Consider the following 15,664-nt stretch of genomic DNA (forward strand, 5'->3'; position numbering starts at 1 on the left):
TCCGAAGACTAAGAGACTGATATGCAAACGTCCGATCCATCGTATGAACCAAACCGCCCACATATCCCTTCAAAATTTCAATTTTCAAAAAGCACCAGACACAAAATCCGCAGCACCGCCTAAACTCTTAGGCCGCCCTGCCGTCCCTGCATCCAACCAGACCGTTTCCGACCCGCCCCTCGCTTCCGTCTCTGCGTCCCGTCTCCGGCGCCGCGTCGTCTTCGTCTTGGTGAGGCAGTATCTAGGCCCCACGCCAAAAACTCGCAAGAGGGAAAAACCAGAAAAGCGTGATTTCTTCATCTTTCTTTGTCTTTCCCTTGTTTTGTTGGCTTTGCCGCGCGCGGTGCCCAAAGGGGTAAGTTGCGGCCAGATCAGAAAGTTTCGCGGACAGGTGCGGGTCCGCAACTTCCTGACCATCTGGACAGGTTTACCCCGAATCGTTCGCGCGAGTCGGGCAGAATCACACCCGACTCGCGGCGACTCGGGTGCAGAATCGCGCCGAGTCGGGGGATTCGGGGAATCGGGTGGGAATCATCACCCGCGATTGCGACTCGCGGCGCCGAAATGAAAACGGGCACCCGCTGGGGGTGCCCGTCTCGCCTCATGCCGTGGCGCTGCGTAACCGTGTCCAACGCAGGCGGACCAGCAGCAGGCCGACAATCACCGCTGCATAGATAAAGGGCTCGATCGGATAGCCTTTGACCAGCCATATGTAATGTATCGCCCCCAAGAGCACCGCCGGATAGGTCAGCCGGTGCAATTTGCGCCATGTCGCCGCCCCCAGACGTTTGATCGAGATGTTGTTCGAGGTCAGCGCCAAGGGGATCAGCAACAGGAAGGCGGCAAAGCCGATGGTGATATAGGGGCGTTTGACGATCTCTTCGCCGATCCGCGCGAGGCTGCGCAGATCGAGCACCGCCCAGACCAGAAAATGCGCCAAGACATAGAAGAAGGCGGTCAGGCCCAGCGCGCGGCGGAATTTCACCAGATTGACGCCGGTCCATGTGCGCAGCGGTGTCACAAAGAGGCCAGCGACCAGAAGCTGCAAGGCGACCTCACCATAGCGGCGCTCGAGCGCGTTGATCGGCTCCGGCCCCAGCCCGCCGGTCAGGCCAAGATAGAACAGCCAGCCCGCCCATGCCGCGCCGATGATATAGATCGGCCAAGCGGGCACCCGGCGCAGCGTCGCGTTGATCGAGCGGGACAGTGATTGCTGTGAGACCGGCATCAATAGTCTTCCCGCAGGTCCATACCCGCATAGAGGCTGGCGACCTGATCCTCATAGCCGTTAAACATCAGCGTATCCTGCCGGCGCGCAAAGAGACCGCCGCCGATCTTGCGTTCAGAGGCCTGCGACCAGCGCGGGTGATCGACGGTCGGGTTCACATTGGAGTAAAACCCGTATTCGCGTGCGTTCAGCCGGTTCCATGTGGTTGGCGGCTGTTCGTCGGTCAGGGTGATGCGGACAATCGACTTGATCGATTTGAACCCGTATTTCCACGGCACCACCAGACGGATCGGCGCGCCATTCTGTTTCGGCATCGGGTCGCCATAAATTCCGGTGGCCAACATGGTCAGCGGATGCTGCGCTTCATCCAGCCTCAGCCCCTCGACATAAGGGAAGGGAATGATGCGACCGCGCACCCCGGGCATCACATCAGGCTGCACGGTGGTTTCAAAGGCGACAAAGCGCGCCGAGGATTGCACACCTGCCTTGGCCAAGACATCCGCCAGTTCGACACCGTTCCACGGCACCACCATTGACCAGGCCTCGACACAGCGGAAGCGGTAGATGCGTTCTTCTATATCCAGACCCTCAAGAAGTTGCTCGAGCGTATAGGTGCCGGGGCGGTCGACCATGCCGTCGATACTGATCGACCATGGGCTGGTGACCATCGCATGGGCGTGGTCGGCGGGGTCGGTCTTGTTCCAGCCGAACTCATAAAAGTTGTTATAGCTGCTGATCTCTTCCAGCGTGTTCGGCTCGAGCGCCTGCGCCGAGGCACGGCTGGCCGGCATCGCGCCGGTCACCGCGGCGGCGCCCAGACCGGCCATCATTGCACGGCGGTTGAGCCACAGCCCCTTCGGCGTCACCTCATTAGGTGTCAGATCATTTTTCCAGCGGTGTGCCATGCAAGTCTCCTTCCGGCGTGGATGCGCGGTCTCTCGGGAAAGCCCCCGTTACATTTATGCGCTTGCAGGTCTTTACGTAGCCTAAACCACATTAGTTTCGCGCACATAGGTGTGAGCACGGGATTTCAGCGTAAACTAACCGTGATTGACCGGCGCCCAAACGCCCCCCTGCCCCGCAGACCTTATGCCCTGATGCCAGCATAAGGTTTTCTATGGGGTGGGCAAAATCTTGACCTCTTGCTTTGCCCGCCGCCGACGCCAGACTGCGGGCACAGCAACCGACATTGGGGAGGTATATAATGCGCGACATGCTTGATCTGACCGCCTATCCGCTGGATCGCCCGGATAGCCCCGAATGGCAGGCGCTGGTCACCCGTTGCCAAGCGGATCTGGCGCGCGACGGGATGTTCAATCTGCCGGGCTTTATGAATTCCGACGTCGCGCAGGCGGCGGCGCAGATGCTGGGGGCGAAGTTCGAGAGCGAAAGTTTTCGCCATGAGCGCGAGCACAATATCTATTTCCTCAAGTCGATCCCCGAACTGCCCGAGGATCATCCCGCGCTGACCCGTTTCCAGACCTCTAACAACACGCTCTGCGAGGACCAGTTGCAAGAGACGCCGATGGTGCGGCTCTATCACTGGGCGCCCTTCGCGCAGTTTCTCGCCGCAACCATGGAAATGCCCGCGCTCTTCCCGATGGATGACCCGCTGTCGGGGGTGAACACGATGTCCTACCGCGAGGGGCAGGCGTTGAACTGGCATTTCGACCGCTCCGAGTTCACCACCACGCTTTTACTGCAAGCGCCCGAGCAAGGCGGCGAATTCATCTATCGCACCGATCTGCGCAGCGAGACGGATCCCAATTACGAAGGTGTCGCGCGGCTGTTGCGTGGCGAGGACCCCGAGGTGCGCAGTCTCGATGTCACGCCCGGCACGTTGAATGTGTTTCGCGGCAAGAACACACCGCACCGTGTTGGCAATGTGCGCGGTGATCGCGCGCGGGTGATCTCGGTGTTCTCCTTCTATGACCGCCCCGGCGTCGCGTTTACCGAGCAAGAGCGTCTGGGTTTCTACGGGCGCGCAGGATGAAGGGCGCTTTCAAAGACGACCGCAAGGCCACCTATCTCAATGCCGAGGGCGCGGACCGGCCATTGATCTCGCCGATTGCCGATGAGGTGTTGACCCGCGCGCGGCTCTACCGGCTCGGGCGGCTGCGGCAGCAACTGATGGCGCGCGATATCGGGGCGCTTTTGCTCTATGATCCGGTGAACATCCGCTATGCGTTTGATTGCTCGAATATGCAGGTTTGGACCTCGCATAATCCGATGCGCTATGCGCTGATTTTCGCCACGGGTCCGGCGATCATGTTCGAGTTCAAAAGCTGCGAGCATCTGAATGACGGCTTGCCCGGCATAGATGAGGTGCGCACCGCGATCCCCTATATGTTCATGGCGCGCGGCGACAAGGCGCAGTTGTTTATCGAGGATTGGGCCGCCGAGATCGCGGATCTGGTGCAGGAACATGGCGGCGGCAACCGGCGGATCGCGGCGGACAAGCTGGACAAACCCGCCATTGAGGGGCTGGAGTCGCGCGGGCTGCGGGTCGAGGACGGCACCGAGATCGCCGAACTGGCGCGGTCGATCAAATCCGCCGATGAGCTGGAGCTGATGCGCTGGACGATCCGCGTTTGCGAGGCGGGGATGGCGCGGATCTATGAACACTCTCACCCCGGCGCGACCGAGCGCGAGTTATGGGCGCATCTGCACTTCGAGAACGCGCGTTCGGGTGGCGATTGGCTGGAGACGAAACTGCTGACCGCAGGGCCGAACACCAACCCGTGGTATAAGGAATGCGGTGATCGCGTGGTGCAGATGGGCGAGATGATCAGTTTCGACACCGATATGATCGGCCCCTACGGCTATTGCGCCGATCTCTCGCGCAGTTGGACCTGCGGCTATACGCCGATGACTGACCTGCAAAAGCGGCTCTATGCCACCGCGCTCGAGCAGATCAATCATAATATAGAGTTGCTGCAACCCGGAATGGAGTTCGCCGAGTTCAACGCCAAAAGCTGGCAGATACCGGCACAGCATGTGAATTACCGCTATTCCCTCGCGGCGCATGGCGTGGGCATGGCCGATGAATGGCCAGTGATCCCGCTGCATGTCGATTTCGACCACCGCGCGATGGGCGGCAGGTTTGAGCCGGGTATGGTGATCTGTATTGAATCGCTGATCGGTGAGGCGGGCTCGGAGTCGATCAAGCTGGAAACGCAGGTGCTGGTCACCGAGACGGGGCATGAACGGCTCGACAGTTTCCCGTGGGAGGATGTGTGAGCCGCGCCGCTAGACTCCGATCAACAGCCTGAGCACGAGGCTGACACTGAGTGCCGAGACCACGGTGCAGACCAAAAGCGCGGTGGAGCTGACATTGCTCAACCCGTAAGGCGCGGCAAGGATCGGGTAGACCGTCATCATCGGCACGGCGGCAAACAGGATGCCCATCGGGATCAATGCCGGCGGCACGCCGGGCACCAGAAACAGCATCGCCGCGACCACCAGCGGATGCAGCACCAGCTTGCCCAGCATCACCGCTCCGGCGCGGCGCCAATGACCGCTAAGCGGCATCGTTGCCACGAGCCCGCCGATCAACAACAGCGCAAGCGGCGCGGTGATGCTGCCGATCAAACGGATCGACTCTTGTAATGGCACAAATAACGGCACACCCAATAGCCGCACCAGCAGCCCCGCCATAACTGCAATGGTCAGCGGGTTTTGAAAGATCATCCGCAAGATCTTACCAATCTGCGCGCGCAAATCCTCCCGCGCGCCCTCGGCCGCACTGGCCGCGATCAGCGCAAACGGCAGGGTCAGGGTGTTCTCGATGATCATCGTCATCGCAAAGACAATCGCCGCATCGGGGCCGAAAAACAGGCTGGCAATCGGAAACCCCAGATAGGCGCTGTTCGAATTCGACATGCCCATCGCCAGGATCCAAGAATCCTGCACCGGTTGCCGCATCATCAGGCGCAGCGCCGCATAGCCCAGAAACATCACCAGCATCGAGCCACCGGCATAGGCGGCGATGAAGGCGATATTCAGATCCCCCTCCGAGCGCGGCAGGACCACGGCGGCAAAAACCAAAGCGGGCAGGCAAAGCCTGAACACAAACTGGCTTAAGGCGCCGATATGCTCGGCCTCGACGTATTTGACCCGCACCGCGGCAAAACCGGTCAGAACCAGCAGATAGATCGGCAGGGTGGTCAGCAGAATGTCGATCATGCGCGCTTCCTTCGGCGGATTGCGGAGATGGCCGCGGGAATGGCGGGACGACTAACGATGCGGGGCCGCAAGTATCGCGGGATGGATAAACCGGAGCAAGAGCGCCCCGATTGAAAGCCGCTCTCCTTGCGCCTAAACAGCCCCTGCAATCGCGGCGCATCCATGCCTATCCCACCCCTAGACTGATTGGAGGCCTCGTGGAACTTCTGGCCGATTTCCTGCCCCAAGAATTGAGCCTGCCGGTGATGCTGGCTTTGCTGCTCGCCAGTTTCGCGGGGTCGTTCATTACCATTGCTTTCGGCATCGGTGGCGGCGTGATGCTGCTGGCGGTGATGGCCAGCCTGATGCCACCGATGGTGTTGATACCGGTGCACGGCGTGGTGCAACTGGGCTCGAACGCGGGGCGGGCGGCGCTGATGATCCGGCATCTGCATCTGCCCGCGCTCCTGTGGTTCGGGATCGGTGCTTTGGTCGGGGTCGCACTCGGCTCGGCATTGGCGGTCAATATACCCGGCGCTTTGGTGCAGATCGGCATCGGGGCGTTTGTGATCTGGTCGGTGGTCTCGCATCCGCCGGCATGGATGAAGCGTTGGCCGGTGGTGACCGGCGGGCTGACCACATTCCTGACGATGTTCTTTGGCTCGACCGGACCACTGGTCGCCACCTATACGCGGTCGCTGGGATTGGCGCGGCACGGCTATGTCGCCACCCAAGCCAGCCTGATGGTCTTGCAACATGCGCTCAAATCGCTGGCCTTCGGGGTCTTGGGCTTTGCCTTTGCCGATTGGGCGCTGTTCTGCGCGGCGATGATCCTTGCCGGTTTCCTCGGCACGCTGGGCGGGCGGCTGGTGCTCAACCGGATGAGCGATGCGCGATTTCAATGGGCGCTCAACGCGCTGCTGGTGCTGATCGCGGCGCGGCTGATCTGGTCGGGGGCGCGGGCGCTGTTGTGAGCCCTGCCCTCTGCCTGCGCTCAGAACGGCAGTCCGACATAATTCTCGGCCAGTGAGGCCTGCGCCGCGTCAGAGCTGAACAGATACTCCATCTCGGTGGATTGCAGATGCCGGTCATACTCCGAGGTGTCGGGGAAACTGTGCAGCAGCGAGGTCATCCACCAACTGAACCGCTGCGCCTTCCAGACCCGCGCCAGCGCTTTGGCGGAATACTCCTCAAGCCCCGTATCATCGCCGTTCAGATAATGGTTGATCAGCCCGTGATAGAGATAGTGGATATCCGAACCCGCCGAGTTCAGCCCGCGCGCGCCGGTCGGCGGCACGATATGCGCGGCGTCACCCGCCAGAAACAGATTGCCGTAGCGCATCGGTTCGGCAACGAAAGACCGCAAGGGTGCGATGGATTTCTCGATTGAGGGGCCGGCCTCGAGCCGCGCTGCCACCTCCTGTGGCAGGCGCGCCTTGAGTTCCGCCCAGAACGCTGCGTCCGACCAATCCTCGGCCTTATCGCTCAGCGGCACCTGTATATAGTAGCGGCTGAGCACCTGACTGCGCATCGAACACAGCGCAAAACCGCGGTCATTGCGGGCATAGATCAGCTCAGGATTCACCGGTTTGGTGCGGCTGAGCACACCGAGCCAGCCGAAGGGATAGACCTTTTCAAACTCGCGCAGCACCTCGCGGGGGATCGCCTTGCGGCTGGGGCCGTGAAACCCGTCGGCGCCGATAACGAAATCACAATCAATGCGCTGCGCCCCGCTGCGATCGCGGTAAGTGACATAGGGTGGTGTCGTGGCCTTGAGGTTATGCAGCGTCACATCCTCGACATTGTGGATCACCTTGCCCTGCATCCGGTCGCGCGCCTCATAAAGATCGCGGGTCACTTCGGTCTGGCCGTAAACCATCACCGAGGCGCCAGTGTATTTATGCAGGTCAACGCGGTGCTGAATGCCGTTATCGACAATCTCGAACCCGTCGTGCAACTCGCCCTCGGCATCCATGCGGTCGCCGCATTCAGCCTCGCGCATCAACTCGGTAAACCCGTGTTCCAACACGCCCGCGCGAATCCGTCCCAGCACATATTCGCGGCTGTGTTTTTCCAGAAGGATCGTATCGATCCCCTTGAGGTGCAAAAGCTGCGACAAAAGCAATCCCGAGGGGCCACCGCCGATGATACAGACTTGAGTTTTCATAGCGCCCTCCGGTTGCTGTTGAATGGCAAAAGCGCCATCGCTCAGGTGCTTTCCGGCCAGTAAAGCCGCATCGGATTGTCGACCAGAAGCTTGCGCTGTTGCTCGGCGGTGGGCGCGATCTGGGGGATGAAATCGACCAATTCGCCATCGTCGGGCATATGGGATTTCATATTCGGATGCGGCCAATCGGTGCCCCAAAGCACACGGTCGGGAAATCGCTCGACGATGCTGCGGGCGAAGGGGATCACATCCGCATAGGGCGGGCCAGTGAGCGACAGCCGCTCGGGGCAAGTCACTTTGGTCCAGATGTTCGGGTTATCCGCCATCAGCGTGATAAACCGCTGGAAATCTGGGTGATCCACGCCTTTGCAAATATCTGGACGGCCCATGTGATCAACCACGATGATGCCGGGCAGAGTGGTCAGAAATGGCACCAGACGCTCCAGATCGGCGGCCTCGAAATAGACCACCGTCGACCAGCCGAAGGGCTGGATTTTCTGCGCGATGCTCTGGAAGACCTCGGGCGACGTTGCCTCGACCAGTCGTTTGACGAAGTTGAAGCGCACGCCGCGAATGCCGGCCGCGTGCATCTCGGCCAGTTCGGCCTCAGTCACCTCGGCGCCAACGCTGGCAATGCCGCGCGCCAGATCGCCCGCGGTGCGGCAGGCGTCCATCACAGCGCGGTTGTCTTTGCCGTGGCAGGTTGCCTGCACGATCACATTGCGCGCAAACCCCAGATGGTCGCGCAGCGCGAACAGCTTATCTTTGCCCTGATCCTTGGGCGTGTATTTACGCTCGGGCGCATAGGGGAAATCGGCGCTGGGGCCAAAGACATGGCAATGCGCATCCACGGCACCGGCGGGCAGTTTAAACTCCGGCGCCTTCGGGTTCGGATGCACGACCAGCCAATCCGGGTCCATGCGCTGCGGTTGCTCTGACATCCAATCCCCCTGTGCCGCGCCCCGATAGGGATGCGCCCCTCGTCAGTCTGCATCATGCGCGACGGGGCGGGAATTGCCTATTTCGATCTAGGGACTTAGAATAAGTTTTTACTATAAGGGTGCGCGATGAATAGGGGCCTGCCGAATATCCGGCATATGCGGGTTTTTGTGGAAACGGTGGCCACCGGCTCGGTCTCGGAGGCGGCGGAACTCTGTTCACTCTCGCAACCCGCAGCGACGCAGGCGATCGGACGGCTTGAGGCCGATATCGGCACTGCGCTGCTGCTGCGCCGCGACCGAAAGTTCACCACGACACCCTGCGGTGCGCTGTTTGTGCGTCGTGTCGAGGCCGCTTTGGCCCATCTTCACGCCGGTGCGCGCGCCTCGCTGCGCTTTGGGCGCGAGGGCAAAGCGGCGCGCAAATGGGCGGTGCGGGTCTATGACCGGCTGGTGACCTCGGCGCAGTTGCGCACTCTGATTGCGGTCGCCAATACCGGCAGTTTCACCGTTGCCGCACGCGAACTTGGCCTCTCGCAACCCACCGTCCACCGCGCCGCGCGCAGCCTCGAGGATATCGCCGGCGTCGCCTTCTTTAAGGCCACCGCCTCGGGCGTTGAATTGACCGCCGCCGCGCAGGCGCTTGCCGCTGGCGCCAAACTGGCACTGGCAGAGATCCGCCAAGGTATTGAGGAAATTGGCAAAGAACTGGGCAACGACCAAGGCACCTTCAATCTGGGCTCGCTGCCTCTGGCGCGCACCTCGATTGTGCCGCAGGCCGCCCATGCGCTGATTTCTCAGACCCAGGGCGTGCAATTGCGGGTGGTCGATGGCGCCTATGATGGCTTGCTGCGCAACCTCCGCGAAGGCGATCTGGACTGTCTGATCGGCGCTCTGCGCATGCCGCCCCCTGCCGATGACATCACCCAAGAGCCGCTGTTTGACGACCGGCTGGCGATTGTCGCCCATCCCGACCATCCGCTGGCGGGGCGCAGCGGTCTGACGCTGGAGGACACGCTGGCCTATCCATGGGTCGCCCCACCACGCCAAACTCCTGCTGGACGCTATCTATATGACACTCTGCGCATTGCCGAACGCGAGCGCACACCGGTGCGGGTGGTCTCGTCCTCCTTGGTGATGATGCGCGGAATTTTGGCGCAGGGGCCCTATATTTCCATCGTTTCGCGCCACCAGATCAAGGTCGAGGAAGCCGCCGGTCTGATCACGCCCCTCGACATCATCTTGACCAACGATCAGCGCGCTATAGGTTTGACCTATCGCACACAGTGGCGCCCGACCGAGACGCAGGCGATATTCATGCAGGAATTGCGCCGCTTCGGGAAGGCTTTGGGCCACAGGATGCCGGACGCCCCGCCCGCGCAATAGCTTTTTCCAATGGTGGCAGGGGCTATTCAATTGGCCATTTCGGGCGCAAAATCTCTATCGTTGCCGCAAGTTGATCCGGCGCAGGCACGGCCCAGAAAAGGCGCATAGGACAGGAAGAGTGATGACACAAAAAGATTACGAAGACATCCCCGGCACCTTTGTGTTCGACGCTGACCGCTCGCGCGAAGGGTATCATCTCAACCAGTTCTGCATCTCGCTCAGGCTGCAAAAGAACCGCGACGCGTTCAACGCCGATGAAGCCGCCTATCTGGACAAATACCCGATGACCGAGGCCCAGCGCGCGGCGGTGGTGGCACGGGACTGGAACCTGCTGCTCGAGCTGGGTGGCAATATTTACTACACCTCGAAACTGGCGGCGAATGACGGGATCAACTTTCAAAATTTGGCGGGGTTGATGACCGGCATGGGCGTTGATGACTACCGCGATATGATGCTGAAGGGTGGCCGCTCGATCGAGGGGAACCGCTATAAATCCGAATGGGGAGAAGACTAATGGCGCGCATCACAGCAGGGGTTGGCTGCAGCCATGTGCCCGCAATCGGCGTCGCGATGGACACCGGCATCACTGAACAGCCCTATTGGCAGCCGGTGTTCAAAGGCTTTGAATTCTCGCGCAAATGGATCGCCGAGAAAAAGCCCGACGTGATCTTTTTGGTCTATAACGACCATTGCACCGCCTTTGATGCCTCCTGCATCCCGACTTTCGCACTGGGTGCCGCCGCCACTTTCACCCCCGCCGATGAAGGCTGGGGTCCGCGTCCGGTGCCGATTGTGCGCAACCACCAGAAACTGGCCAGCCATATCGCGCAATCGCTGATCCTCGATGAATTCGACATGACGATCATGAACGAGATGGAGGTCGATCACGGGCTGACCGTGCCGCTCTCGGTGATGTTCGGCGAGATCCCAGCGGACGGCGAATGGCCCTGTCTGGTGATCCCGCTGGCGGTCAATGTCGTGCAATACCCCGCACCGACCGGCAACCGCTGCTACCAATTGGGCAAGGCCGTGCGCCGCGCGGTTGAAAGCTTCCCCGAGGATCTGAACGTGATGATTTTTGGCACCGGCGGCATGAGCCACCAGTTGCAATATAAACGCGCCGGTCTGATCAACCCCGAGTTCGACAAGATGTTTCTGGACAAGCTGACCCAAGACCCAGTCGGCCTCAGCCAGATGCCGCATGTGGATTACCTGCGCGAAGCGGGCTCGGAGGGCGTTGAAATGGTGATGTGGCACGTGATGCGCGGCGCTCTCGATGACGAGGTGACCGAAGTCCACCGACATTATCACGTGCCCGCGTCAAACACCGCGGTCGGCCATATCATCCTTGAAAACAAAGACATCTAAAGGAAACCCCATGCGGATTTGTGTAGCCGGCGCTTACGGCGCCTTCGGGATCAAGCATCTGGACGCGCTCGCGGCGATTGACGGCGTCAGCGTCACCTCGGTGATGGGGCCGACACGCGCAAAAATCGATGCTCTGGCCACCGAACGTGGCATCCCCCATGCCACCACCGATCTGGCGGAATGTCTTTCGCGCGAGGATGTGGACGCGGTGATTCTGGCAACGCCGACACAGCTGCATGCTGAACAGGCGATTGCCTGTATGCGCGCGGGCAAGCCGGTGTTGATCGAGATCCCGATGGCCGACAGTCTCGCCGATAGCGCCGAGATTTGCCGCGTGCAAAAGGAAACCGGCGTTTTGGCGATGGCCGGACAGGTGCGCCGCTTCAACCCCTCGCACCAGTGGATCCATAACAAGATCAAGGCCGGTGAGCTGAAAATCCAGCAGATGGATGTGCAGACCTATTTCTTCCGCCGCTCGAATATGAACGCCAAGGGCGAGCCGCGCTCATGGACTGATCACCTGCTCTGGCATCACGCCTGCCACACCGTCGATCTGTTCCAATACCAGACCGGCGAGACCGCATCCGAGTGTTTCGGCCTTGAGGGCCCGCATCACCCCGAGCTGGGCATCGCGATGGATATGTCGATCGGGATGAAAACGCCATCGGGTGCGCTCTGCACCCTGTCGCTGAGCTTTAACAACGACGGGCCGCTGGGCACCTTCTTTCGCTACATCTGCGACAAGGGCACCTATATTGCCCGCTATGATGATCTGTTTGACGGCAATGATAACCCCATCGACCTGTCGGATGTTGCGGTGTCGAATAACGGCATCGAATTGATCGACCGCGAGTTTATCAGCGCCATTCAGGAGGGTCGCACCCCCAATGGATCGGTGCATGAGGTGATGGCGGCGATGGAAACGCTGGACCGGATCGAGCAATGTTTCACCTGATACACGCCGCCGATCAGCAAAGGGCGTCACCCGCGCGGTGACGCCTGAGCGTCCGCGCCTCGGCTTGCCTTCCCATCTCGCATGCGATTGACTGGGTAAAGGCACTGTAGCACGAGTACCACATTCCATGACCCAGACGATCAAGAAAGCCGTGTTTCCGGTGGCCGGCCTTGGCACGCGGTTTTTGCCCGCAACCAAGGCGATGCCCAAAGAATTGCTGCCGATTATCGACAAACCGATTGTGCAATACGCGGTTGAAGAGGCGATTGCGGCGGGGATCACCGATCTGGTCTTTATCACCGGTCGCGCGAAACGGGCGATTGGTGACCATTTCGATGTGAACCTCGAGTTGGAAATGCAGCTTTCGGCGCGCGGCAAAGACGATGTGCGCGATATGGTGCGCAATATCGTGCCCGCCGGTGTGAACTGTATCTTTATCCGCCAGCCCGAGCCGAAGGGGTTGGGCGACGCCGTGCTCTGCGCCGCGCCGGTGATCGGTGACGCGCCCTTTGCGGTGCTCTTGGCCGATGACCTGATGAAGGGCCCCTCACTGCCCACCGCAGAGCTTGTCGCCGCCTATGCCCGCGCGCCCGGCACCTATCTTTGCGTTACCGAGGTCGCTCAAGAGGACGTCTCGAAATACGGCATCGTGCGCCCCGGTGCGCCGCAACCTGACGGCACGACTTTAGTCAACGGGCTGATCGAGAAACCAAACGCCGAAAACGCGCCTTCACGGCTGGCCTCAATGGGCCGCTATGTGTTTGAGGCGGATATCTTTGAGCGTCTGCGCAAACTCGGCCCCGGTGCGGGCGGCGAAATTCAACTGGCCGATGCGATTGACCAAATGGCGATGCAGGGAAGGGTCAAAGCCCTGCCGATGACTGCGCGGCGCTATGATTGCGGGTCGAAATTCGGCTACCTCGAGGCGATTGTCGATCACGCGATGGACCATGACGAATACCGCGACCGCTTTGTCGAGCTGATGCGCGACCGGTTGGCCTTGGCGGACAGCGCAAACCACAAAATCGCCTAACGGCCTGCGCCCTTCGGGGCCGCTGAATGGGCAGATCAGCCTACGCACCGTTGTCATTTCCCGGTTAATCCGTGTTAACTTGGCGCCAGACACGCCGATTTCAGCGGGATTTGCCATGACAACGACCTCCCAGCCTCCTCAGTCACACGCGGCGGCAGCGGGCTGCCCGTTTTCCGCGCAGGCCGAGGCGTTTGATCCCTTCACCGGCGCTTATCAGGTGGATCCCGCCGAGGCGCTGCGCTGGTCGCGTGATCAAGAGCCGGTGTTTTACGCGCCGAAGCTGGGCTATTGGGTGGTCACGCGCTACGATGATATCAAGGCCGTGTTCCGCGATAACATCCTGTATTCGCCGCGCAATGTGCTCGAGAAAATCACCCCCTCGACACCCGAGGCGATGGAGATCCTGCAAGGCTACGGCTTCGCGCTCAACCGCACATTGGTCAATGAAGACGAACCCGCGCATATGGAACGCCGCCGCGCGCTGCTCGATCATTTCCTGCCGCAGAACCTTGAGCCCAATCAAGAGATGGTCCGCCGCCTGACCCGCGAGAAGATGGACGCCTTCATCGACAAGGGCCGCGCTGATCTGGTCGCCGAAATGCTCTATGAGGTGCCGCTCAATGTCGCGCTGCATTTTCTGGGCGTGCCCGAGGACGAGATCGAAACGCTGAAAAGCTTTTCGGTCGCCCATGCGGTGAACACTTGGGGCAAGCCGACGCCCGAACAGCAAATCGACGTGGCGCATGGTGTCGGCAGGTTCTGGCAATACGCCGGCGAGGTCATCGAGAAGATGCGCGCGCAGAAAGACGGCACCGGGTGGATGCATCACACGATCCGCATGAACGCCGAGATCCCTGAGGTGGTGACCGACAGCTATGTGCATTCGATGATGATGGCGATCATTGTCGCGGCGCATGAAACAACCTCGCTGGCCTCGGCCAATATGGTGAAAACGCTGCTCGAACACCCGCAGGCTTGGGAAGATATCTGCGCCGATCCCTCTTTGATCCCGAACGCGGTTGAAGAATGCCTGCGCTATGCCGGCTCCATCGTGGCATGGCGGCGCGAGACCACGGCGCCCGCGCATCTGGGCGGTGTTGATCTGCCCGAAGGCGCGAAGCTGTTGATTGTGCAGGCCTCGGGCAACCGTGACGAGCGGCAGTTCGAGGCGGGTGACGCCTTCGACATCTACCGCGCCGATGCGCAGGAGCATCTGACATTTGGTTACGGCAGCCATCAGTGTATGGGCAAGAATATCGGCCGGATGGAGATGCGGATTTTCCTTGAGGAACTGACCCGCCGCCTCCCTCATTTGCGGCTGTCCGAGCAGGACTTCACCTATTTGCCGAACACTTCGTTTCGCGGGCCGGACGCGCTTTGGGTGGAGTGGGATCCGGCGCAAAACCCCGAGCGCCGTATACCGCAGTTGCGCGACCAGCATTTGCATTTCCCCGTCGGCGCCCCCTCGCGCAAAGAGATCACCCGCCGCGTGGTGATCTCGGCGGTGCGTCATGAGGCGGAAAAGGTGCTCGGCCTGACCATCCACGGCGCCGATGGCCGCAGCCTGCCCGCGTGGAGCGCCGGCGCGCATGTGGAGCTATGCATCGGCGGTTTTGATCGCAAATATTCGATCTGCGGGCACAGCGCCGATGGCGGCTATCGGTTGGCGGTCTTGCACGAGGATGCGGGGCGCGGCGGCTCGGCGCATATCCATGCGGTGGCGCGCGCGGGTCTGCCGCTGCGGCTGCGCGGGCCGAGCAATCTGTTCCGGCTCGACGAACACGCCAGTTCCTACGTGCTGATCGCCGGTGGCATTGGCATCACGCCGATCCTTGCGATGGCCGACACGTTAAAAGCGCAGGGGCGCCCCTACGCGCTGCATTACGCCGGACGCTCGCGTGAAACGATGGCCTTTCTGGACCGTTTGCAGGCGGATCACGGCACGGCGCTGACGCTCTATAGCAGCGCAGACAATCGCCGCGCCGATCTGGCCCGGATCGTCGCCGATCTGGCCGAAGGCGGGCAGATTTATGCCTGCGGGCCGGACCGGTTGATCTCGGCGCTGGAGGATCTGACCGCGGGCCACCCCGAGGGCACGCTACATTTCGAGCATTTCTCGACCGGTATCGCCGGCCTGAACGCCGCCGAGGAAACGCCTTTTGAGGTGGAGCTGTGCGATTCGGGCCTCACACTACAGGTCGGCGCGGGTGAGACCCTCTTGGACCGTCTTCATGCCGCCGGAATTGATGTGGCCAATGATTGCCGCGAGGGGCTCTGCGGCAGTTGTGAGGTTGGTGTGATCGAGGGCGAGATTGACCACCGCGACCGCGTGTTGACCCGCGCGGAACGGGCCGAGAATACCCGCATGATGTCCTGCTGCTCGCGCGCAAAGGACGGTGCGCGGCTGAAACTGGCGCTATAAGGA

The 15,664-nt window shown here is 61.1% G+C and carries 14 protein-coding genes; 9 read left to right on the forward strand and 5 right to left on the reverse strand.

Annotated elements, in window-relative coordinates:
- Positions 1 to 601: 601 nt before the first annotated feature.
- Both msrQ and msrP read right to left on the reverse strand, forming a co-directional pair.
- Positions 602 to 1,228 carry a protein-methionine-sulfoxide reductase heme-binding subunit MsrQ gene (gene msrQ / locus DDE20_RS07590; RefSeq protein WP_116557892.1) on the reverse strand — a complete coding sequence of 209 codons (627 nt, stop codon included), beginning with the start codon at positions 1,226 to 1,228 and terminating at the stop codon, positions 602 to 604.
- Positions 1,228 to 2,133, reverse strand: coding sequence for a protein-methionine-sulfoxide reductase catalytic subunit MsrP (msrP, locus tag DDE20_RS07595; RefSeq protein ID WP_116557893.1), 906 nt, complete (start codon positions 2,131 to 2,133; stop codon positions 1,228 to 1,230). Before msrP ends, msrQ begins: the two co-directional genes overlap by 1 nt.
- A gap of 299 nt (positions 2,134 to 2,432) precedes the next feature.
- On the opposite strand from msrP, the gene DDE20_RS07600 reads away from it, so the two are divergent.
- Positions 2,433 to 3,221, forward strand: coding sequence for a HalD/BesD family halogenase (locus DDE20_RS07600; protein WP_116557894.1), 789 nt, complete (start codon positions 2,433 to 2,435; stop codon positions 3,219 to 3,221).
- Entirely contained in the window at positions 3,218 to 4,468 is a 1,251-nt protein-coding gene (locus DDE20_RS07605) for a M24 family metallopeptidase (protein ID WP_116557895.1), read from the forward strand. Before DDE20_RS07600 ends, DDE20_RS07605 begins: the two co-directional genes overlap by 4 nt.
- 9 nt (positions 4,469 to 4,477) lie before the next feature.
- Here DDE20_RS07605 and DDE20_RS07610 read toward each other — a convergent pair whose 3' ends face one another.
- A complete protein-coding gene (locus DDE20_RS07610; RefSeq protein ID WP_116557896.1) occupies positions 4,478 to 5,413 on the reverse strand; it encodes an AEC family transporter in 936 nt (311 codons plus the stop codon).
- A 197-nt stretch (positions 5,414 to 5,610) separates the two neighbouring features.
- On the opposite strand from DDE20_RS07610, the gene DDE20_RS07615 reads away from it, so the two are divergent.
- The gene (locus DDE20_RS07615; RefSeq protein ID WP_240607903.1) at positions 5,611 to 6,366 is read left to right on the forward strand and encodes a sulfite exporter TauE/SafE family protein; all 756 of its coding nucleotides are present in this window, start codon (positions 5,611 to 5,613) and stop codon (positions 6,364 to 6,366) included.
- A gap of 20 nt (positions 6,367 to 6,386) precedes the next feature.
- Here DDE20_RS07615 and pobA read toward each other — a convergent pair whose 3' ends face one another.
- On the reverse strand, positions 6,387 to 7,559 hold the full coding sequence (pobA, locus tag DDE20_RS07620; protein WP_116557897.1) for a 4-hydroxybenzoate 3-monooxygenase: 1,173 nt from the start codon (positions 7,557 to 7,559) through the stop codon (positions 6,387 to 6,389).
- Positions 7,560 to 7,600: 41 nt separating this feature from the next.
- Positions 7,601 to 8,500 (reverse strand): amidohydrolase family protein, encoded by a 900-nt coding sequence (locus DDE20_RS07625; RefSeq protein WP_240607905.1) that lies wholly within the window; start codon positions 8,498 to 8,500, stop codon positions 7,601 to 7,603.
- 126 nt (positions 8,501 to 8,626) lie between these two features.
- On the opposite strand from DDE20_RS07625, the gene DDE20_RS07630 reads away from it, so the two are divergent.
- The 6 genes from DDE20_RS07630 (at position 8,627) to DDE20_RS07655 (ending at position 15,661) form a co-directional block, all read left to right on the forward strand.
- Positions 8,627 to 9,883, forward strand: a complete 1,257-nt coding sequence (locus DDE20_RS07630; protein ID WP_116557898.1) for a LysR family transcriptional regulator — start codon at positions 8,627 to 8,629, stop codon at positions 9,881 to 9,883.
- Positions 9,884 to 10,004: 121 nt separating this feature from the next.
- A complete protein-coding gene (gene ligA, locus DDE20_RS07635; protein ID WP_205961638.1) occupies positions 10,005 to 10,397 on the forward strand; it encodes a protocatechuate 4,5-dioxygenase subunit alpha in 393 nt (130 codons plus the stop codon).
- Positions 10,397 to 11,251 carry a class III extradiol dioxygenase subunit beta gene (locus tag DDE20_RS07640; RefSeq protein ID WP_116557900.1) on the forward strand — a complete coding sequence of 285 codons (855 nt, stop codon included), beginning with the start codon at positions 10,397 to 10,399 and terminating at the stop codon, positions 11,249 to 11,251. The genes ligA and DDE20_RS07640 overlap by 1 nt, the downstream gene beginning before the upstream one ends.
- Before the next feature lie 10 nt (positions 11,252 to 11,261).
- Positions 11,262 to 12,206: a Gfo/Idh/MocA family oxidoreductase gene (locus DDE20_RS07645; protein WP_116557901.1), complete on the forward strand. Its 945-nt coding sequence runs from the start codon at positions 11,262 to 11,264 to the stop codon at positions 12,204 to 12,206.
- Between the two features lie 127 nt (positions 12,207 to 12,333).
- Positions 12,334 to 13,239 (forward strand): UTP--glucose-1-phosphate uridylyltransferase GalU, encoded by a 906-nt coding sequence (gene galU, locus DDE20_RS07650; protein WP_116557902.1) that lies wholly within the window; start codon positions 12,334 to 12,336, stop codon positions 13,237 to 13,239.
- A 115-nt stretch (positions 13,240 to 13,354) separates the two neighbouring features.
- Positions 13,355 to 15,661 (forward strand): cytochrome P450/oxidoreductase, encoded by a 2,307-nt coding sequence (locus DDE20_RS07655; protein ID WP_116557903.1) that lies wholly within the window; start codon positions 13,355 to 13,357, stop codon positions 15,659 to 15,661.
- Positions 15,662 to 15,664 lie beyond the last annotated feature (3 nt).

The sequence above is a fragment of the Pararhodobacter oceanensis genome (assembly GCF_003076755.1).
Taxonomy (GTDB): domain Bacteria; phylum Pseudomonadota; class Alphaproteobacteria; order Rhodobacterales; family Rhodobacteraceae; genus Pararhodobacter; species Pararhodobacter oceanensis.